This is a genomic window from Methanobrevibacter sp., from assembly GCF_036307625.1.
GTDB lineage: Archaea > Methanobacteriota > Methanobacteria > Methanobacteriales > Methanobacteriaceae > Methanocatella.
In genome coordinates this window covers 35487-58023 of the sequence record NZ_JAXJXF010000167.1, presented here as the reverse complement: position 1 = coordinate 58023, position 22537 = coordinate 35487, and the positions used below count along the sequence as shown (strand labels likewise).

Here is a 22537-nt window from a genome sequence, read left to right as displayed (position 1 = left end):
TGTTCTTGTATTCGGTCAAAATGTAACATATCTTGAGAATTCAACTATTACTGTTGTTGCTGATGTTGATGGTGAATATTATGTTGATGTTGGCGGTAAAATAGTTGTTGTGAATGTTTCAAATGGTATTGGAGTGAATACAATAGCTCTGGATGCTGGAAATTACTTCGCTGATGTCAAATACATTAACGCAAATTATGTGAATAATGTTACAAGCATTCCGTTTACTGTTGTGGATGTTGCTAAGGAAAACACTACTATTTCATTGGATGTGGATGTTATTGGTAATGAGAACATTGTTACATTCACTGTTGAAGTTGATTCTAAAGCTACAGGTATCGTTAAATTTGAAGTAACTGGTGCTGAATGGTATTCGTTATATGTTGATGTAATTGAAGGTAAAGCAGTCTTTGAAGATGTATTGGAAGATGGAAATTATACTGTAATTGCTACTTATATGGGAGATTCCAGATTTAATACAAATGTAACTTCATCTGACTTCACAATCACCAGTCCTGCAAAACCTGACATTAATATTACAATTCCAGATATTACCTCAGGTGAAAGTTCCGTTGTTGATGTGGATTTACCTAGTGATGCTACTGGTACTGTGTATGTTTTAGTTGATGGTAAAGAGGTTTCAAGTGCTCCTGTAATCAATGGTAGTGCTAAAGTGACTGTACCTGAATTAACTGCCGGTAATCATACTGTTGAAGTTAAATATTCCGGTGATAGTAAATATGCATCAATCAGCAAGACTTCTAGTGTGAATGTTTCTAAAGTGGATGTTCCTGCAAATAGTACATCTATTAAGATCACTCTTGCTGTTGGTTCTAAATCACCTAAATTCAATATAACTTTACCTAACGACGCTAAAGGCTATGTTGTTATAAGCATTAAAGGTATAGATTACTTTGCCACTGTTGAAAATGGCACTGCAATTGTTAATGTGCCAAGTTTAGCATATGGAAGTTATAATGTAAATATCACCTACTCCGGTGATGATAAGTACAATTCCTTAATGAAGAACACTACCGCAAAGATTCCAAAACCTAAACTCACAGCTAAAAATATTACAATAGCATATACAAATGCATATAAATACAAAGTACGCGTAACAATCGACGGCAAAGCTGTTGTTAAACAATATGTAACTTTCAAATTCAACGGAAAAACATACAAACGATTAACTAACTCCAAAGGTTATGCAACTCTCAAATTACCTAAGGTAAAACCTAAGAAAACTAAATATACAATTACAATGTCTTATAAAGATATAAAATTATCTAAAAAGATTAAAGTTAATAGTATTATCGTTGCTAAAAACCTCAAAGTTAAAAAATCAGCTAAATACTTGAAAATCCAAGTTAAATTAAAAAAAGTTGCTAAAAAATTACAAAAAGGTAAAAAAATAACTTTGAAATTCAACGGTAAAAAATATAAAGCAAAAACCAACAAAAAAGCTGTAGCAACATTCAAAATCAAAAAGAATGTTCTCAAAAAACTTAAAGCTGGCAAAAAATACATCTACAAAGTTACTTATGGTAAAGATATAGTAAACAAAAAAATTACAGTTAAAAAATAGAGACCAAATTCTCTATTTTTCTTTTTCTTTTTTTAGAGTTTTGTCTGTAATCTTGATATTCATATTCTTTTTTTCTATTTTTAGTCTGTAATGATTTTATTTTTTTTTAATACATTAATTACAAAATAATTGGTGGTTGTGTGTTTTCATTGTAGTAACATGACAACTGGTAGGGGTTACTATTAACATGCTATGAATATTATTTTTTTCTTTTTTTTTTAAGTGTTTGTGTGCTTAATTGCAATATGCGGGAGATTTACTAATCTTTGCATCAATTCAATTAGAAAAGAATTTTATATGTGTCTTATATATTTAATATTGTTAGAATTTACAAAAGAAGAGCTAAGGAATTTAACCATTGCATTCGTTGTGCTTACTTTTTGTTTTTCTATAGCAACTGTCGGATTGAATGTTGAGAGAATTCTTTCAATCTTGCCTATTGTCATGGTTAGTGTAGTGATTGGGTCTCTATTGCATGAGCTTGGACACAAATTTGTGGCAATGAAATATGGTTGCCTGGCGGAATTTAAATTGTGGCCTTTGGGATTGGTGATTGCAGTAGTTTCATCATTTTTTGGATTCGTATTTGCATCGCTGGGTTCACTTCATATTAGTCCGGAAAATCTATCTGATGAAATAAACGGTAAGATTTCAATTGCCGGACCGATGGCCAATTTAGGACTTGCATTAATATTTATAGCAATTGCTGCTTTAATATATCCTTTAAAAATCCATTCTAATGTTTTCATTTAATATATTTGATTAGTGCAGTCGGATTTTCTGTCAATTGCTTTTTGGCCACATTTAACCTGTTCCCGATTTACAGTCTGGATGGAACCAATGTCTTAAAGTGGAATGCCGGCATATGGATTGTTGCAATTGCCATTGCGGGAGTTATGATGATTATGGTTATCACAATCGGTGCTGAAAACATGGTCATGTTTGTTATGGGGGCCTGAATTACAAAAAATGGGTTATATAACTCAGATGAAAAAATTGTCTGATGATGTTAATGTTTGAAATTTTCCATAGATGCAAGATAATCGTCAAGCAATTTAAATAATTCTTCTTTTGTTTTCATTTTAAAGATTTTTGGTTTTATTTCAATGCTTCCCGGTAGATTTTTCAAATAATATGCTGTATGTGCCCGCATTTCTTTGATGGCCACTTCTTCATTTTTCAAATCAATTAATAATTCCGCATGTTTTTTGGCCATTTCTATCTTTTCTTCGGCAGTTACTCTTTGGGGTTCATATCCATTATCTAGATAATCAATGCACTGTTTTACAATCCAGGGATTTCCTCTGATTGCACGACCAATCATTATGCCGTCGCAGTCGGTTTCATCTATCATTCGTTTTGCATCATAACATGTCCAAATGTCTCCATTTCCGATAACCGGTATTGATACATTGTCTTTAACTTCTTTAATTATTGACCAGTCGGCTGCAATGTCATATCTGTCTTCTCTGGTTCTGGGGTGAACTGTAATCGCAGATGCACCCGCATTTTCAATAATTTTTGCCATTTCAACTGCATTGATTGTATCATGATCCCAACCGCTTCTAATTTTAACGGTAACGGGAATTGGGACACTATCGACAACTCTTTCAACAATTTTTCCTGCCTTTTCGGGATTTTTTAGAAGTGCGCTTCCTGCCTTGCTTTTGATTGCGACTTTTTTAACCGGGCATCCCATGTTGATGTCGATGATGTCGGGCTTCATATTTTCATAAATGTATTTTGAAGCTATCTCAAATGATTTGGGGTCAGCTCCAAATATCTGTTGGGAAATTGGTCTTTCTTCTTCGGTCATATAAAGCATTTCTTTGGTTTTATAATTATCATACATTATTGCTTTATCTGAAACCATTTCAGTTTCAATAAGTCCGCAGCCCATTGATTTAACTATTCGCCTGAACGCAGAATCGCATATTCCTGCCATTGGGGCTAGGACTATCTGATTGTCAATTTTTACATCACCAATTTTCCATTTCATAAAATCATCTAAAAAATCGCTATAATTAATATATTAGTGTTGCAATTAATAATGGTGTGGGAAGGATTCCTCTATTTTTTCAGGTTTCATTATTCATAATGGTGTCGTGTAATTTGTTTGTGGATGAAAGTTTTCTTCACACAGAAGTGAATTTAAAAAAATAAATATTGGACTATTTAACCGAATAGTCCTTCTAAAAATCCTTTTGCTGCATCAGAACCGCCTGTAGAATTTAAAATGTTTGATACTTGATTTTCGTAATTGTTAATATCTCCTTGAACGTTTTGGGTTTGTTCAATAGAGCTTGCAATATTTTCAACATCATTGTTTGAGATATTGATGTTGTTGTTTACTGTGTAGTTGTTGATTATATTAACAATAGTTTGATGATCTGTAACATTTTTTTCTTTGACGGTTACTTTCACGTCATCCACTAATTTGGATACTTTGTCTGCACTTACATTTGAGCTTTCAACTACTTCCGCTTGGGTATAAATTTCTTTGTTAGCTGCCTCTTTAACGGTTTCTGGAATTTTAACGTTGGTTGCCTCTTCGTAACAGTTCATTATTCCTGCAAGAGCAGATTCTCCAGTTGCACTGACTGGGCTGGTTACGTAAACATGGCCACTTTTAATTCCTGCGGACTTTAATGCAGATATGTACATGTCTCCTGTTACAGTGGTGATTTTAGATTTGTCTACACTAACCTGAAGATTAGTGCTATCTTTTAGGTTAACAAGTGCTGATGAAAATACTTCGCTGGAATCATATGTTCTTCCAGTTATTGTACTTGCAATTTTGTTAACGTCGCTTGCTGTAATGATTTTTTCATCTGCCTTACTTAAATCCAAATTGCTTTGACTTTTGAAAAATGAATCAACGTCAGATTTGTAGTTTGTATTCGCATGAGTAGTTTCACCGTAAGTTATAACAACTGAATTTGCCTGACCGGAAAATCCGGCTGGTATAACCATACCTATTAAGATTATAGATAAAATAACCATACCAATAGTAATCTTACGCATATTATCACCTCAATTTATAATAGCACATTTTATTTATCCGATTAAGTATTTAAACTTATCTCATGAGTTGACAGTTTTTATTGAATAGGAACTACATTTTACTTTAGTAAGTTTTATATGTTTTCAAGTCAAATTTAAACTTATAGTAAATCTTATCGATGTTGCTATGTTTGTTATAATAAGTGAAATGGAGGTGAAAATACGAAAAAACTAGATAATAGGCTATTATTCGCATTAATTATTTCAATAATGCTTTTATTTTCTATAAGCACAGTATTTGCAGGGAATAATGAAACAATATCTGATATTGTTGGTAGTGCTGATAATTCAGACAATGTAGTTCAAACTTCGGAAGTTCCAGAGCTCCAGTCTTCGCAATCAGATAATCAAATACTAACAGCAGGTAATAATGTAATTAATGTTGTTAATGTAAAGGATTCTTATAACGAAACTGGCAAAATATGGAGTGAAGATGGATTTAATTTAAAGGGGGCTACAGTCAAGGTTTTTGATTCATCTAATAAGTTAGTATCAACTGTTAAAACTGATTCAAAAGGTAATGCAGTTATTAAAAACTTAGGTTCATCTAAATATTCTTTAGAAATTAGTTATTTAACTTATGAACCTATTAAATTGAAAGATATTGACTTTACCAAAAAATCAGGTACTGTCGATATCAAGGGATTAATGTTCGTTCCGGACATATTGCTTTTGGTCGACTATAATTCTCACAATGAAAAAGTTGACTTGCTGATGAATATGTCACGGAGGATTGCATACATCAGTACCACTGATTTTGACAAATCCCGTGCATGGTTAGTGGAATATGCTAATTATATGCATATTGACATGTTTTCAGAATCTGCTTACAGTGTTTTGACAGCTCAATACTTAAAAGAACTTCTTGCGAGGTCTCCTGCTAATACAAAATATAATGTTGCATATACTTTCAGTGTATTTTCAAAACAAATTTTGAACAATACTGGAATTCATATTGTAGGAGCTTCAGCGGCTAACAATACTTTTGATACTATTGAGAACACTTATATAGGTTCATATTTCCAGGCTAGGGATATTGCAGAATCAGATATTTTGCAAAAAAATATGAAAAATTATCTGAATTATGTAAAACACTTGATTGATCCTAAAAAATATTCTGACCCTACCTTGGATGAAAACAATGCTCCATTGATGTCTCCTGAATGTGGTTTTTATCATCCGGATTTAGGTTTATATACTTTAGTTCCTGAAGGAAAATTGATTAATCAATGGATTCGTGAAAATCCGGGTTATACTCACAGTTCTGATGGTAGTTTAAATTGGATGACTGAAAATTATGTTGTGTGGTTAACTAATGTATTGGACCCGACAGCATTGTTCAAGAAGTTTGAAAAGGATTATATCGCTAAATTTGGTCCAAAAAAATCATTCATAGCTATTGCTTCTTACTATGGTGGTGAAGAAGTTGCAGATGCACTTATTAGGGGTTATGAAGCTAATGGTAGGCCAGCTTTTAATGTATTTAAAACTGGAACTCAACCTCCAATGTCTTCAATTTTGAATAAAATCTCTTCAATTTCAACTGTTGGCATATCTGCAGTTAATTCATTATGTAGTTGGTCTTTAGATTATGCAAATGGTACTGCTGAACCAGATTTAACTGACATTGATTTGCATGTATTGAAAGGAATTGTTGAAATTTCTGAATACAGTTATCTCAGTGAATTGGGTCCTCAAGTCGAATGGACATTCATGGTTACATATCCAAGTTTCGAAGGAGTATTCGGTCAGGTTGCTTTGTCTTATGTAGACGTTTTTGGTAAGTCTCATGTTATCCAAGAAGGTGTAGATAAGATGGTTAAATTAAACTGTAAATGGGCTGACCTGCATGATTTAAATAATTCCGATAAAAAAGTAGCAATTATGTTGTATAACTATCCTCCGGGAAAAGCTGAAATCGCTGCTTCCTATTTGGATGTTTTCAACAGTACCTTTGAATTGCTTTATCAATTATATATGCAAGGTTACGACATTGGCGGTGACTTTGAATTTTCAAATGCAGTAAATAATACATTCCAATGGATTATAAATGCTAAAGATTCATATTTAATTAATAAAACTCGTCATAACTTGCTTTCATTGCATAATTTAACTCAAATAATATTTGACATGAACAATAAAGGTTCTTGGGCAAAAGGGTTATTAAACACTTATGTCGAAGAGAATTGGGATTATTTAATGGAACATCATCAATTGATTTCATTGAAAGATTTCGAAAAGTTAACAGCAGATATCAATGATGAATTGTTTAATCAGATGATTTCATACTGGAAAGACGGTTTAGGTCCGGCAATGGTTTATAAAAATAAATATATTGTAATTCCAGGTGTATGGTTTGGTAATGTATTCGTCACATTCCAACCTAGTAGGGGTTGGGAAGAGGTTCAAGACTATCACAGTTTAACCATTCCTCCGCATCAACAATATGTTGCATTTTATAAATGGTTGGATAAAACCGCAAAAATGAATGCAATAATTTCAATGGGTACTCACGGAACTCTAGAATGGTTGCCGGGTATTAACTTGGGTGCATTCCCTGGAGATTGGACATTTGAGTTAACTTTACTTCCGACTGTATATCCTTATATTGTTTCTAACCCTGGTGAGGCTATGGTTGCAAGAGATAGGAGTTCAGCTTTATTGATTACTCATATGACTCCTGCAATGGTATCATCTGAGTTATATGGTAATTATACTGTATTGAAAAATTACATCAATTACTATAAAGAACAATTGAGCTTAAACGTAACCAATAATGCTGAATCTTATAAGAATAAGATTTTAAAATTGGCTCCTAGCTTAGGTTTCAGAAATATGTCTAAAAATGAGACTTTCCAAGAGTGGATTGATGAATTGCATATCTATTTGGATGATATGGAGGATGACTTTAACACTTATGGTCTTCACCATTTAGGAAAAATCTTAACTGGTTATGAGCTTGCAGAGGAGGTAGTTACAATTGTTACTTCTCAAACAAAAATATATGACCAGTTATTGGAGCTATTGTATCCTAAATTAAGTGGATTGAAATTCTATGATGATATTCAGGGCAATCTTAAGTATACCAAAGAAGCTGATAGAATAAAATCATTCTTAAAAGAATATTCTTCACGTTTGGTTAATGGAAGTTCTGCTAAACAATTGAACAGGGAGTTCGGTATTTTAGAGGGAACTGCACTGTATAATTCAACACTTTACTGTGAAGAGATTATTTTAAACATTCAAAGGAATAATGAATGGAATGCAATTTTAAGTGCTTTAAATGGAAGATATGTGAAAGCTGGTCTGTTTGCTGATCCGTCTTATGGTGATTCAATACCAACCGGTTATGATGGTTATGCATCTGACCCTACCAGAATGCCTTCTCATGCAGCTTATGAGTCTGCTGTTAGGATTGTGGATATGCTTTTGGCTAATTACCATGAACAGCATGGAAAATGGCCGGAACTAACTTCATTAATATTGTGGGGTACAGAAATATCCAGAACTGAGGGTATAGGTGTAGCTGAATTCATGTATTTATTAGGTTGCAAACCTGTCTGGGCAGATAATGGTAAAGTTTTAGGTGTTGAACAGATACCTATTGATGAGTTAACTGTAACATTGAATGATGGTTCTGTAGTTAATAGGCCTAGAATTGATGTATTTGCAAGTATGGTTACAAACAATAAGGATTGGATTACTTGGATGCTGACTTCAGTTAATTTAGCTGTTAATGCTACTGGTGAGGATGCATCTAATAATTATGTAATCAAGCATTATGCAGAAAATCCTCATTTGGATAGGTTATTCGGTCTTCCAGGTAATGTTTTAGAAGGTACTGGTATGTCTAATCTTATACCTAATACTGCAGACTGGAGTATTGCATCAGTAAATGAATATGCAATGGATATTTATTTAAATAAAGTATCTTATTCATGGACTTTGGATGAAAAAGGTAATATTCAAGTTAATAAACAGAAAGATGTTTATAAGTATTTGCTTGATAATGTGGATGTAATTACTCAAAACTTTGATAGTACTTGGAGGTTATTCGATTCTGATGATTACTATGATTGGTTTGGTGGATTATATAATGCAGCTAATGTATTGAAAGAAAAATCAGGTAAAGATAAGCCTGATACTGCTTTCTTCGATATTAGGAACAAAAATAAATATGTTTCAAGAACCTATCAAGAGGAATTGGAATTTGAAATTCGTAGCATTCTTTTAAATCCACAATACTATGATCCTTTAGTTAAAACTCCTGCGGGTATGAACGCATATGCTTCCAGATTCCAAAATTTCTATGCAACAACCGTTTTAGGTGGAGAAAAATTAAATAAACAATTGGGTAATCAATTGGCTGATACTATACTTAAAATAAATTCTGGTGTTAACAGTAATACGTTAGCAGCAGGTTCTCAATCCACACTTGCTTGGATGGTTTATATGGCTCAACAAGGACTTTGGGATGGAGATGCAAGTACTGTTCAAAAGTTAGTCGATTCTTACATGCAAAGTGTAATTGAGTATGGTGTTGCATGTTGTCACCACACTTGTAAAAACCTTGCATGGAATTCCGAGATTATTCAGTTAAGCTCTTTAACTCCTGCACAAAAACAAAAATTTGCAGAAATTTTAGCTCAAGCAACTGAAACTGATCCGTTATATCAAATGGATAAAGAGATGGACCAGCAAGGTGCTGAAGGAAATCAAGGCCAAGGCTCTCAAAATGGTGAACAAGGAAATCAGAATGCTAATGTTTTAACAAATTCCACATCACAGCAATCACAATCTGATGGATCTAACAGTGGAGGTCAAACTTCTGCTGGTAATGATGCTTCACAATCTGGAGATGCAAAATCATCTTCTGACTCTTCTAGTTCACAAGATGCATCTTCTGGTGGTGAAAGTGCTGGTGGAGCTAAAGCATATGAGATTTCAGAACAATCTGTTGCTAAATCTGCTTCAAGTTCTGCAGAATCAAGCATGCCAATATTTGTTATAATTGCTGTAATTATTTTAATTGCAATTTTCTTGGTTGGTTATGTTAGAGATAGCAAAGAGGATTATGATGATTATTAATTTAATCATCAACTTTTTTTATTTTTATAGTAATTTTTAAATATTGTATTTTATCATAAATTATAACATAATAGAAAATTTTTAAAGTTTGTTTTATCAAATTTTCAATTAAAATTTGAAATTAAATTTGATGAGGTATAATATGAGTAAAAAAATTAATATTTGTTTAGTTTTATTGCTTTTATTGGTTTCAATTGGTGCGGTTAGCGCTGCGGAAAATTTAAATGAAACTAATGCTGTAAGTAATGAAGCTATTTATGATACTGCTGAGGTATCTTCTGATGTCAATATTAATCATAATTCTAATGATGTTTTAACTGTAGAAGATTCACAAAATCGGTTGGAATCTTCTTCACATACAATAACTGATGCGAATTATAATCAATATTTTGATTTAAAGGGAAACTTGGTATCTTCTAATGTAAAGGAAGGAGATACAATTAATTTGGATGGAAATTTTTCATCAAAGAATTTTATTTTTAATAAAAAAATCAATGTTGTGGGAACTTCTTCAAATAATATGAAAAATTCCATGATTACATTTTTAAGCGGTGCTTCTGGAAGTTCAATATCAAACCTTAATATTGCAAATACAAAAGCTGAGACTTATGGTATATTTTTAAACTCAGCAAGCAATTGTGTAATTCAGGGTTGTACTATAAAAAATACTGGAAGGGCTTCTTATACAATTTGTGTTGCTAATGGTGCTAATCATAATAATGTAACAGATAATGACCTAAAGACATATGGTATTACATACGGTCATGGTACAAGGTCAACTCCAACCTTGCTTGTAAGTGGTTCTCATTATAACTACATTGCTAATAATAAAGTGGAAGTCGATGATGCTAATGGTATTTATTTGTCTAGTTATGATGGAGGTCCTATAAAAGGTGGGGTTTCTAATTTCAATATTATTTACAATAATACTGTCATGTGCAATATTAATGTTTTGCCTACTTCATGGAGTTATACCATTCAAATCATGGGTAACAATAATACAATCAAAGCTAATAATGTTATTAGAGGTTATAGGGGTATTTCTTCTGCCGGCTACGGCAATATTTTCATAGACAATACTATTAGGAATATCACTGGTGCTGATTACAACCACCCTGGTGTTGAAACTGGTGGGGAATATGCAATTGTTGGATCTTATGGTGCAATTGTTAAAAATAACACTATTATCGATTGTAAAATAATATCAACCGGTGCAGGAATAACTGTTATTGACAATTCCATTGTAGAAAACAATTGGGTGAATGTATCAAAAGCAGGTAGGGGTATTGTCGCTGCTGGTTCAAATGTTGTAATTAGAAATAATACTGTTTTCACAGAATTCGGATCTGGAATTTATGAAAAAGATGAAGGCTCAGGTCTTTTGATTGAAAATAATGTTATTGATTCCAATTTCGGTGTTGGAATTTTAATCGAGAAATTAAGTTCCAGAAGAATGCCTTCTAATGTGACTATAACTGGAAACACTATTATAACTGGCAATAGAGTTGCGATAGATGCAAGCGGTGTTCAAGCTGACACTTCCGATATTGATATTCAATCTAATAATGTATTTGGAAAAGATATTCACACTCCTGCAGGAGTTATTGATACTTCAAAACCAACTTATGTCTTTAAAGGCAATACTTTTACAATCAATCCATCTAATTTTGATGAATATATCAATGCAAATGGTGGTTTGACTGGTTTGGTTAATGATGGGGATATTTTAAAATTTAAAGGTACATTCGATAATAAGGTAATATACATCAATAAAGGTATCAGAATCACTGGTGAAGACTGTACATTCTATAATTCAACATTTAAAGTTACTACTGGTAATGTATTAATTGAAAATTTAAACATTATCAATAAGGAAGCTGAAAGAGTCAATGCATGGGGAATTTTCGTAAATCAGGCTCAAGGTGTAAGGATTGTTAACAATAATATTTCTGTAAATGACCCTAAGGCATCTTATGCTGTTTATGTTTTAGAATCAACATTTGTTGACGTGTGGAATAATCAATTAACTTCCGAAGGGGATTATTTAACATTTACTTTACTTTCATATGCTTGTGAAGATTGTAATTTTGCAAACAATACAATTAAAACAATTGGTACTGGTGATGTTTATAATTTCAGACCTGAAACCTGTATTGATGGTAACGAAATTGTTATAGATGGAAAACAGTATTGTATTGATGGAAATGAGTTATATATTGATGGAAAATCCTATTGTATTGATGGTAATGAGCTTGTTATAGATGGTAAGTCTTATTGTATTGATGGTAATGAGATTGTTATAGATGGTAAGTCTTATTGTATTGATGGTAATGAGCTTGTTATAGATGGTAAGTCTTATTGTATTGATGGTAATGAGATTGTAATTGATGGTAAGTCTTATTGTATTGATGGTAATGAGCTTGTTATAGATGGTAAGTCTTATTGTATTGATGGTAATGAACTTTGTATTGATGGTGAAGAGTACTGTATGGATGGTGCACATGTTATTTCCGAAATTTATCAAACATACGGAATTTTATTATTATACTCATCAAATAATGTTGTTTCCGGAAATAATGTAAATGTCACTTCCAAATTGGCTGAAGTTCATTCAACCACTGGCGAAGATAACTCTACAAACTCATTAGTCGGTATAGATTTATATTTCAATAGTCATAACAACGTTTTTTCAAACAATGTTGTTAATGTAAAAGGCAAAGACAATTATGTTTATGGAATGGGGGTTTTAGGCTATAATACTGGTCATAAAGCTCCTGAAGGTCAAGGCGCTACAAACAATACTTTTGAAGGTAATATCATAACTCTTGAAAGTCCGTATTTTGCCACTGGTTTAATTATAGGTGCTGAATCTGAAGGAACTATTTTAAAAGGCAATGTCATTAACTTAAATGCTGGCGGCGTTACTTATGGAATTACTTTAGAGCTGTCAAAAATGACCACTATTGAAGGAAATGATGTTACATTGAATTCAGAAGTTATTTATGGAATTGAAGCATTATCCTCTGATGGTAATGTAATAACTGGCAATGATTTTAAAACTGATGCAAAACAGGTTTATGGAATCTTGCTTTCTATTTGTAAAGAAAATATTATTTCAAACAATAATATACTTGCAAACGGCAATGGTAAAGAGTTGACCATTAGAAACTTGGATTCCCTTAAATGCGGAAATGCCGGAATATATCTTAGATCAAATTCCACAAATAACAGAATAAATGCCAATAATATTACTTCAGCTAAAGGTTATGCAATCATAATTGATAATGAAGCTATTGATAATGTTATTGTGGATAATTATTTGGTTTCAGAAAAAGGCATTGGTAATGCTGCAGTAAATAACACAATAGGAAATGAGATTTCTGACAATTATGCATTCATTGCTAATTATACTATTAAAGTAAGTGAAATTAAGTATTTGGGACAAGGTCAATTTAATATAACATTTGGAGATGAGTTAAACGGAGCTATTGTCAAATTCTATGATTTGGATGATAATCTGATAGGAAATGCAATAGTTTCAAATGGAGTTGCTGTTTATAACTATGCCTTTGATAAAACTTATGAACCTGCAACTTATAGATTTACAGCACAATTGTTTAAGGAAAATTATAAATCATCAGTCTATGAAATTTTATTTGATATTAATAAAGCTGATGTTGGTGTGACATTTGAGAATATAACTATAATTCAAGGCGATACCCAATCAATTTCTTTAAAAATTGTTGATCCTTTAGGTAATCCAATTAAAGGTGCAACTGTTAAATTTATTAGGCAAAGTGCCAGAGATTTCCCTATGGGAACAGCAGTATCAGATAGTCAGGGTAATGCTGAAATATTCTATGAGCTTCCTGTTTCATTGGATGCAGGTGAGTACATTGTTCGTGCAGACATATCAGGGTTAAACAATTATAATGATGCAAGTTTTGAGTCTAAATTAACCGTTTCACCAAGAAATAGCGTTATAATATCTATTAACTCAAATATGTATGTCAAAGGAATATTGGGTACTCTAAAAGATTCCAAGGGTGATGTTGTTGGAAATAAAAAAGTATCTGTGAAACTTGGTTCAACTACCTATCCAATCACTTCAAATGCCAAAGGTGAACTTGTATTGCCTGCAAATGTTAAAGCAGGTTCATATCAAGCAACTGTTAATTCACTTGCTGAAGGAAAATACTCTGAAAATACTCTTACATCAAAAGTACTTATTGTAAATCCTATATCTGGAGGAGAGGATTACTCTGTCTATTATGGAAATACTGTAAAGTATAAGGTTCGCATATTGGACACTAAGGGCAAGGCAGTAGGTGCTGGAAAAGTAGTTACCTTCAAAGTCAATGGAAAAACAATAAAAGCCAAAACTGATAAATCTGGTTATGCAACCGCTTCAGTTAAGTTAGGCGTTGGTAAGTACACTATTACCTCTGCTTATGCTGGTGTTTCAAAATCCAATAAAATTACCTTTAAGGCAACTTTGTCTGCAAAAAATATGGTGCATAAAAAAGCCAAAACAATTAAATTCTCTACCAAATTGGTAGATAAAAAAGGCAAGGTCTTAAAAGGTAAAAAGATTACTTTTAAGATTAGTGGTAAGAAGTACACTGCCAAAACAAACAAAAAAGGTGTTGCAACTGCATCACTCAAAAATTTAAAGGTAGGTAAATTCACAATAACTTCAAGCTATGGTGGATGCACTATTAAGAATACTATACAAATTAAAAAATAAGGTTATTTAACCCTTATTTTACTTTTTTTTCAATTTTTCTTTAAATACATTTAAATATTTTTAAAATATAACTTATATGCATATAGTCAATTTTTTTTTCAATTAATTATGATTTTCATGGCTATTGTTTACTTTAATTATATTTAAATGAGGTGAAATTATCAAAGCAAAAAGTTTATTTATTTCATTAATCATGCTTTCTGTAGTGATGTTGTCATTAAGCGCTGCTTTTGCTAGTGACAATGCTACAGATGTCGCAGCTATTGATAATGAAATAGTTATCGATGAACCACTTGCTGTTGAAGAAGATTCTCAAGCAGTGAGTGCAAATGAAAATGTTGTAACAAAAGATAATTTTAATAATTATTTTGATAGTACTGGATCTCTATTGAGTAACGTCACTTCAGATGAATTGATATTTAGTGGAGATATTTCTAATGTTGGTGTAGATAATATTGTTCTTAACCGCTCAATTAAAATAAGCGGTAATGATGCAGTATTAACCAACATTTCTATAGATGTCAAATCTAGTGATGTTGTTATTTCCGGTTTAACTATTAATCAAGATAAAGGTGAATTTGGAATTTCTGTTTCCAATGCATCTGATGTATTAATCGAAGATTCTACTATTAATTTTAATGCAAATGCTGGCATTAATGGATATGCAATTAATGCTGATTTTGCAGATAATTTAAAAATTATGAACAATATCATTAATTATGTCGGTGCAACAACAGGATGGGAAGTTAACTATGCGATTCGTGTTTCAAATTCCAATAATACCATAATTAGTGGTAACAAAATTAAGGCTAAAATTGTTTCCGCTGATGTTCCTTGGGCTGAAATTCCTCCTGGAAGTGGAAATTGGGTAAGTAGTCCAATTAGTGGAACTATTGCTGTAAGAGATTCAAATGGATCTGTTTTAGATAGTAATGATATAAATACTACTTATTCTGGTGTTGTTACTTCCTATGGTTATGACACTATTTATGTTGTTGATTTTTCAGGAACATCAGGTACTGTAATCGTTAATAACAATATTACTTCCGTGGGTAAAGATTATATCTATGGTATCATTATTTCTGATAATGATTTCACAATAAGAGCTAATAATATTAAATCTACTGGAGAATATTATGCTAATGGTATTGATATTGAAGGTCCTGCTGCAGGTGTAGTAGAAGACAATGTCATTGAAGTTAAATCTGGTAGTAGTGCTTATGGTATTTATTCCGGTATGAATGGTGCTGATGTTAATGCAAATTATACTGGTAATGAGATTTCCGGTGAAGCATACAATATCTTTGGTTTTTCAATAGGTGATGTTTCAAGCAATGTTATAAACAACACTGTTTTAATTAATGGTAATTATACTACTGGTATGGCTTATAGAGGAGTATCTTTATCTGCTAGTGGTAATAAATTTGTTTTAAATTCTTCTGAAGTAGGTAGCGAATCTATCTGGGAAGGATTTGGTGTTGAAGCTGTTGGTATTAAAGTTATTAAAGGTACTGCAAATATTGCTGATAATGTAATTGCTGGTCCTGGTAAAGGTGTTTCCTTAGCAGGCAATGAAACTAATGTAGTATTGAAAAATAACATGATTAATACTATTGCTAATGTTGATAAAAATGCTTATGCAATTTATGTTAATGATACTGCTAGTTTAGAAATTGTTGACAACCATATCGATTACCAAGGCACTACCAAAGGTACAGGAATCAATAATGCAATTTATCTTTATAATGCTGATGGAGCTATTGTAAACGGAAATAAATTTGATCTAGATTTAGTTTCTGCTGATGTTGCTTGGATTGAAGTTCCTGTAGGTAGTGGAAATTGGATAAGTGCTCCTATTAGTGAAGGTATTGTTGTTGAAGATTCTGATAATGTTAGTTTTGATAGTAATACTGTATCTACTAATTTCACTGATGTCATTACTTCATACGGTTATGATACCATTTACTCTGTAGATTTCAAAAATTCCAATAATGCTGTAATCACAAATAATGAAATTACCTCTGTGGGTAAAGATTATATTTATGGAATTATTCTTTCTGGTAATGATTTCACAATAAGAGCTAATAATATAACTTCTATTGGCGAATATTATGCTAATGGTATCGATATTGAAGGTCCTGCTACTGGTATTGTTGAAAATAATGGTGTTTTAGTAATAAGTGGTGCTAGTGCTTACGGTATTTATTCCGGTATGAATGGTGCAGATGTAAGTGCTAACTACAGCGGTAATGAAATTTCAGGTAATGCTTACAATATATTCGGTATGTCTGTTGGTGATGTGGACAGTAATATTGTAAATAACTTTATTAACTTAAAAGGTAATTATACTACTGGTATTGCTTATAGAGGTTCCAAATTAACCATTGCTGACAATAATGTTGTATTAGAATCCAGTGAAGTTGGTAATGAGTCAATTTGGGAAGGATTTGGTGTTGAAGCTGTTGGTATTAAAGTTATTAAAGGTAATGTGAACATTAACAATAACGTCATTGCCGGTCCTGGTAAAGGTGTTTCCATTCTCAATAATGTTACTGAAGCTTCATTGACTGGTAACTTTATAAATACTGTTGCTAATGTTGATAAAAATGCTTATGCAATTTATGCTGTAGATGCTGCTGGTTTAATAGTTTCCAATAACACTGTTGATTATCAGGGTGCTACAAATGGTACCGGTATCAACAATGCTGTTTATATTAATGATGTTGAAGGTGCTGTAATTGATTCTAATAAATTTGATTTAGATTTGGTTTCCTCTTATGTGCCTTGGGCTGAAGTGCCTTCAGGTAGTGGAAATTGGGTAAGCTCTCCTATTTCCGAAGGTATTGTTGTTGAAAGTTCTAACAATGTTACTTTTGATAATAATACAGTAAATGTTCAATATACTGATGTTGTTGGAAATTATGATACTATTTACTCTGTTGACTTCAAAAATTCCAACAATGCTGTAATTTCAAATAATGATATTATATCTAATGGAAATACTTATATTTACGGAATAATAATTACTGGTGATAATTTCAATATTAACTCAAACGATATTAATACAACATCCAATTATTATTCTAACGGTATCGATATCGAAGGTCCTGCTACTGGAGTTGTAAAAGATAACGGAATTTCAGTAAAATCTTCTACTTCCGCTTACGGAATTTACTCAGGTATGAATGGTGCTAATGTTTCAGCAACTTATGTTGGTAATGACATTGTTGGTGATGCATATAACGTATTCGGATTCTCATTAGGTGATGTTGAAAGTAATGTAACTGATAATAATGTTGTTCTAGCAGGTAATTATACTACTGGAATTGCATACAGAGGATTTAATTTAGTGGTTGACAACAACGTAATTTCCGCAAAAGGTTCTAATGTAGGTAACGAATCTATTTGGGAAGGTTTCGGAGTTCAAAACATTGGTATTAAAGTTGTTAAAGGTGTTTCTACAATTACTAATAACAATATTCAAACTACTGGTGATTCAGCTATTAATTTAACTAACAATGATGCAACAGTTAAAGATAACTATTTAGCAAGTGCTAAAGGTGTAGGTGACAATGCTATTGTTGAAGTAGCTAATGCTACTATTACAAGCAATGCTCCTGAATATAAAATAATTTTAGCATCTCCAAGAGTATATACTGAATATGCAGATGGTGTACTCTATGTTGTAATGGCATATGATGAAAATGGTAATCCTGTTTCCAATATTACTCTTTTCTCAACTGTCAACAATGTAACTTACAATGCAACAACTGATGATGAAGGTTATGCAGCATTTGTAGTTGATTTGAATGCTGGTTATTATGTTGCAGTAACTTCATTTGCAGGTAATGAAGAATATGGTCCTAAGGATGTTTCAACTCCTATTACTGTAGATGCTTCCGCTTCCGCTATTAAAGCATCTTCATCTGTAACCGTTTTATTAACTACTGTTAAATCTGGATATAATTTCAAATTGACTTTAGTGGATATGAAAGGAAATGGATTAGCAAATAAAAAAGTTTCAATTACATTTAATGGTAAAACCAAAACTTACACTACAAACTCATTAGGTGTAATCAGCTACAAACTTTCAGCAACTAAAACAGGCAGTTACAAGTTAACCATGAAATTTGCTGGTGACAATAATTATGTAGCAAGTTCTGCTACCTCAACTATTAAACTCACCAAACAAGCTACAAAATTAACTGCTGCTAAAAAAACTTTCAAAGTTAAAACTAAAATTAAAAAATACACTGTAACCTTAAAAGACAGTAAAAATAAAGTTATTAAGAAAGTTAAAGTAACCTTAAAAGTTAAAGGTAAAACCTACAAAGCTACTACCAATTCAAAAGGTAAAGCTACTTTCAAAATTACCAAATTAACTAAAGCAGGTTCTTACAAATCTACTGTCAAATTTGCAGGAAATTCTTACTACAAAGCATCCTCAAAATCTGTTGTAATTACAGTTAAAAAATAGAGATTTTTAATCTCTATACTTTTTTTATTTTTTTCATGTAGATATCTAAATTCAAATTTACTATTTTTAAAGAGCGGCTCTATTTAATGAAAATATGGCTATTTTTAATTGAAAGGTTTCCATTTACTTATTATTTAATAGACTCTTTCTTGCATTAATCACATGGAAAAAATCGACTAAAAAATCCCTGTTTTTTTTGTTAAAGTTAGTTTTCATCAAAAGTGTATGTGGACATCTACATTTGACTGGTGAAAAAAAGTATTTTATAAAATATATGTTACAATATGATATATTTGATTGATATTTTAGGTAAAAATAGTTTAGCTTATGATTTTAATCATGTCTAAAATCAATATGGTGGTGGGAAAATAAATTAGCAAAAATAGCTAATCTATTTCATTGCATCTTTGACTCTGTCAAAGATTCCTTTTTCAACATGTTTAATTTCATCGCCACTAATTTCGGCGAATTCATTAAGTAATTTTTTCTGTTTGGAGTTCAATTTTTTAGGGACAACAACAGTGACAGTAACATACATGTTACCTCTTCCCTGATGTCTGTATGAGGTCATTCCTTGGCTTCTTAACTTAAATACTGTTCCACTTTGTGTTCCAGGTGTGATTTTGAATTCCACTTCTTTTCCTTCAATTGTTGGAATGCTTATTAAATCACCCAATGCAGCTTGCGGGAAACTAATTTGCTGTTCTATGTATAAATGATCTCCTTCACGTCTGAATTGTTTATTTTTCTTGATATGTACAGTAACAATCAAATCTCCTTCAATACCTGCTGATTCACCACAGTTTCCTTCACCGGAAACTCTTAAGTGATTGCCTTCATCAACCCCTTCCGGAATTTCGATTTTAATAGTTTTAGTTTTTCTTTTACTGCCTTTTCCATGACAATCTTCACATGGTTCTTTAATGATTTTTCCAGTACCACCACATTGTCTGCATGGTCTTACATTTACCATTTGACCTAAAATGGTGTTGCTGACTTCTTTAATTTGTCCTGTTCCTCCACAGGTTGAACATGTTTCTGGCTCTACTCCAGGTTTGGATTTAGACCCCTGGCATGTAGGACACAATTCGCTTCTTGTAATTTTGATTTCTTTATCGCAACCATTAAATGCTTCTTCCAATGTAATTGGAACTTCTGTGTAAATATCTGAACCTCTTTGGGGGCCGGTTCTGCCTCGGCTACGATTTCCTCCGCCAAAACCAAACATATCGAATATGTTTCCTATATCAAATCCTTGGAAAATATCTTCAAAGTTCACGTTTTGATAGAAATCTTCTGCAGTAAATCCATCCATTCCTGCATGACCATATTGATCATATCTTTGACGTTTTTCATTATCGGACAGGACAGCGTAAGCTTCACTCACTTCTTTAAATTTTTCCTCAGCATTTGGCTCATCGCAAACGTCTGGATGGTATTTTCTGGCTAATTTACGATAAGCTTTTTTAATAGTCTTCTCATCCGCAGATTTATCTACTCCAAGAACCTCGTAATAATCTCGCTTGTCTGCCATTTATTCACCTTATATGATAATTTAAAAAATAGATAGAAAAAATAATTTGTTTTATCTTATTGTTAGTTTATTATTGATTCTGATTCTGATTTTATTATATTACCTAACAACTTAATAAAACATTATTATTAATTCTAGTCTTTTACTTCATAGTCTGCATCAATTGTGTCATCATTTTTGTCTTTAGCACCTGCATTAGGGTCAGCTCCGGCACCTTGTTGAGCTTGTTGTGCTTGTTGTGCTTGAGCTTCAGCTTGTGCCTGTTGATAAATTTTTGCACCAATTTCTTGAACTACATTGGATAATTCATCAGACTTTGCTTTAATGGCATCAATGTCATCACCGGCTATAAGTTCTCTTAATTCAGCTACAAGTCCTTCGACTTTAGTTTTTTCATCTTCAGATACTTGATCTTTGAGTTCATCTAAGGTTTTTTCTGAAGTGTAAATTAATGAGTCTGCATTGTTTCTGATTTCGATTTCTTCTTGTCTTTTAGCGTCTGCTTCAGCATTCATTTCTGCTTCTTTGACTTTTTGTTCGATTTCTTCGTCGGATAATTTTGTTGAGGAAGTAATGGTAATCGCTTGTTCTTTACCGGTTCCTTTATCTTTAGCAGTTACATTGATAATACCGTTTGCATCAATATCAAATGTTACTTCGATTTGTGGAACTCCTCTTGGTGCAGGTGGGATTCCTACAAGTTGGAAACGTCCGAGTGAAGTGTTGTCAGCAGCCATTTTTCTTTCCCCTTGCAATACGTTGATGTCTACAGAAGGTTGATTGTCTGCAGCTGTGGAAAAGATTTGGCTTTTCTTGGTAGGAATTGTAGTGTTCCTTTCAATTAATGTAGTGGATACACCACCTAAGGTTTCAATACCTAAGGATAATGGAGTTACATCTAAAAGAACGATGTCTTTAATTTCTCCAGCTAATACTCCTCCTTGAATAGCAGCACCCATGGATACACATTCCATTGGGTCAATACCACGTTCAACAGGTTTTCCTATGAATTTTTCAACAAATTGTTGCACGATTGGCATTCTGGTAGGTCCACCAACTAAGATGATTTTATCAATTTCAGATTTGCTCATTTTTGCGTCATCTAATGCTTGTTGCATTGGTTTACCGGATTTTTCAACAATTGAATCAACGAGCTCTTCTAATTTTGCTCTTGTGAGTGAAATGATTAAGTTTTTAGGACTTCCGTCAGCACCCATTGCAATGAATGGCAAGTTTACTTCGGTAGTTGTGGTGGTGGATAATTCGATTTTTGCTTTTTCAGCAGCTTCTCTTAATCTTTGTACTGCTTGGTCATTATCCATTAAGTCAATTCCTTCTTTAGCTTTGAATTCATCAGCTAAGTATTTGATTAATACGTTATCCATATCGGTACCACCGAGTTGGGTGTCTCCGCTGGTGGATCTTACTTCAAATACTCCTCCACCGAATTCCATAATGGTTACGTCTAAGGTACCTCCACCTAAATCGTATACCATAATGTTCATGTCGTCTTCTTCTGCTTTGTCAAGACCGTATGCGAGGCTTGCTGCAGTTGGTTCGTTTACGAGTCTTACAACATCTAATCCTGCAATGGTTCCTGCATCTTTGGTTGCAGTCCTTTGGTTATCGTCAAAGTATGCCGGTACGGTAATTACTGCTTTTTCGATAGGTTCTCCGAGGAAGGTTTCTGCATCTTTTTTGATTTTTTGTAAGATGAATGCGGAAATTTCCTGTGGGGAATATTGTTTTCCGTTTACGGTTACTTTGTGGTCAGTACCCATGCTTCTTTTAATTGCACTGATGGTATTTTCAGGGTTTGTAACTGCTTGTCTTCTTGCAGGTTCACCAACTAACATTTGACCGTCATCAGTAAATGCAACATAACTTGGGAAGGATTTACCATATTGACTTGCTCCTTCAGCGGAAGGAATTGGGGTTGGTTTACCTCCTACAAGTACAGATGCAGCTGAGTTACTTGTTCCTAAATCGATACCAATAATTTTTTCTTTTTTAGCGTCAGACATAATTATCACCTATTTTTTT

Annotated in this window: 10 protein-coding genes; 6 read left to right on the top strand and 4 right to left on the bottom strand. The window is 32.6% G+C overall.

Annotated features, from left to right (window positions below; translation table 11 throughout):
- From UIB65_RS10710 to UIB65_RS10700, 3 genes are all read left to right on the top strand, one after another.
- A partial coding sequence (locus UIB65_RS10710; RefSeq protein ID WP_330041607.1) for an Ig-like domain-containing protein occupies positions 1-1585 on the top strand: 1585 nt, incomplete at its 5' end.
- 297 nt (positions 1586-1882) lie between these two features.
- Positions 1883-2338 (top strand): hypothetical protein, encoded by a 456-nt coding sequence (locus UIB65_RS10705; protein ID WP_296893395.1) that lies wholly within the window; start codon positions 1883-1885, stop codon positions 2336-2338.
- 5 nt (positions 2339-2343) lie between these two features.
- A complete protein-coding gene (locus UIB65_RS10700; protein ID WP_296804892.1) occupies positions 2344-2544 on the top strand; it encodes a hypothetical protein in 201 nt (66 codons plus the stop codon).
- A gap of 50 nt (positions 2545-2594) precedes the next feature.
- Here the strand turns inward: UIB65_RS10700 and dusB are convergent, their stop codons facing one another.
- Positions 2595-3584, bottom strand: coding sequence for a tRNA dihydrouridine synthase DusB (gene dusB / locus UIB65_RS10695; protein ID WP_296804894.1), 990 nt, complete (start codon positions 3582-3584; stop codon positions 2595-2597).
- 176 nt (positions 3585-3760) lie between these two features.
- Positions 3761-4609, bottom strand: a complete 849-nt coding sequence (locus tag UIB65_RS10690; protein WP_296804896.1) for a DUF1002 domain-containing protein — start codon at positions 4607-4609, stop codon at positions 3761-3763.
- Between the two features lie 249 nt (positions 4610-4858).
- Here UIB65_RS10690 and UIB65_RS10685 point away from each other — a divergent pair, with 249 nt between their 5' ends.
- From UIB65_RS10685 to UIB65_RS10675, 3 genes are all read left to right on the top strand, one after another.
- Positions 4859-9736, top strand: coding sequence for a cobaltochelatase subunit CobN (locus UIB65_RS10685; RefSeq protein ID WP_330041602.1), 4878 nt, complete (start codon positions 4859-4861; stop codon positions 9734-9736).
- Positions 9737-9878: 142 nt separating this feature from the next.
- The gene (locus UIB65_RS10680; RefSeq protein WP_330041600.1) at positions 9879-14483 is read left to right on the top strand and encodes a right-handed parallel beta-helix repeat-containing protein; all 4605 of its coding nucleotides are present in this window, start codon (positions 9879-9881) and stop codon (positions 14481-14483) included.
- 193 nt (positions 14484-14676) lie between these two features.
- Positions 14677-18960: an Ig-like domain repeat protein gene (locus UIB65_RS10675; RefSeq protein WP_330041598.1), complete on the top strand. Its 4284-nt coding sequence runs from the start codon at positions 14677-14679 to the stop codon at positions 18958-18960.
- A 391-nt stretch (positions 18961-19351) separates the two neighbouring features.
- Here UIB65_RS10675 and dnaJ read toward each other — a convergent pair whose 3' ends face one another.
- Together dnaJ and dnaK are read right to left on the bottom strand one after the other, a co-directional pair.
- A complete protein-coding gene (gene dnaJ, locus UIB65_RS10670; protein WP_330041596.1) occupies positions 19352-20494 on the bottom strand; it encodes a molecular chaperone DnaJ in 1143 nt (380 codons plus the stop codon).
- 134 nt (positions 20495-20628) lie between these two features.
- On the bottom strand, positions 20629-22518 hold the full coding sequence (dnaK, locus tag UIB65_RS10665) for a molecular chaperone DnaK (RefSeq protein ID WP_330041594.1): 1890 nt from the start codon (positions 22516-22518) through the stop codon (positions 20629-20631).
- Positions 22519-22537 lie beyond the last annotated feature (19 nt).

Excerpts from the sequence above, each read along its gene's own strand:
- UIB65_RS10705 (WP_296893395.1), top strand. The coding sequence starts at position 1,883 with ATGTGTCTTATATATTTAATATTGTTAGAATTTACAAAAGAAGAGCTA.
- dusB (WP_296804894.1), bottom strand. The coding sequence starts at position 3,584 with ATGAAATGGAAAATTGGTGATGTAAAAATTGACAATCAGATAGTCCTA.
- UIB65_RS10690 (WP_296804896.1), bottom strand. The coding sequence starts at position 4,609 with ATGCGTAAGATTACTATTGGTATGGTTATTTTATCTATAATCTTAATA.
- UIB65_RS10685 (WP_330041602.1), top strand. The coding sequence starts at position 4,859 with ATGCTTTTATTTTCTATAAGCACAGTATTTGCAGGGAATAATGAAACA.
- UIB65_RS10680 (WP_330041600.1), top strand. The coding sequence starts at position 9,879 with ATGAGTAAAAAAATTAATATTTGTTTAGTTTTATTGCTTTTATTGGTT.
- UIB65_RS10675 (WP_330041598.1), top strand. The coding sequence starts at position 14,677 with ATGCTTTCTGTAGTGATGTTGTCATTAAGCGCTGCTTTTGCTAGTGAC.
- dnaJ (WP_330041596.1), bottom strand. The coding sequence starts at position 20,494 with ATGGCAGACAAGCGAGATTATTACGAGGTTCTTGGAGTAGATAAATCT.
- dnaK (WP_330041594.1), bottom strand. The coding sequence starts at position 22,518 with ATGTCTGACGCTAAAAAAGAAAAAATTATTGGTATCGATTTAGGAACA.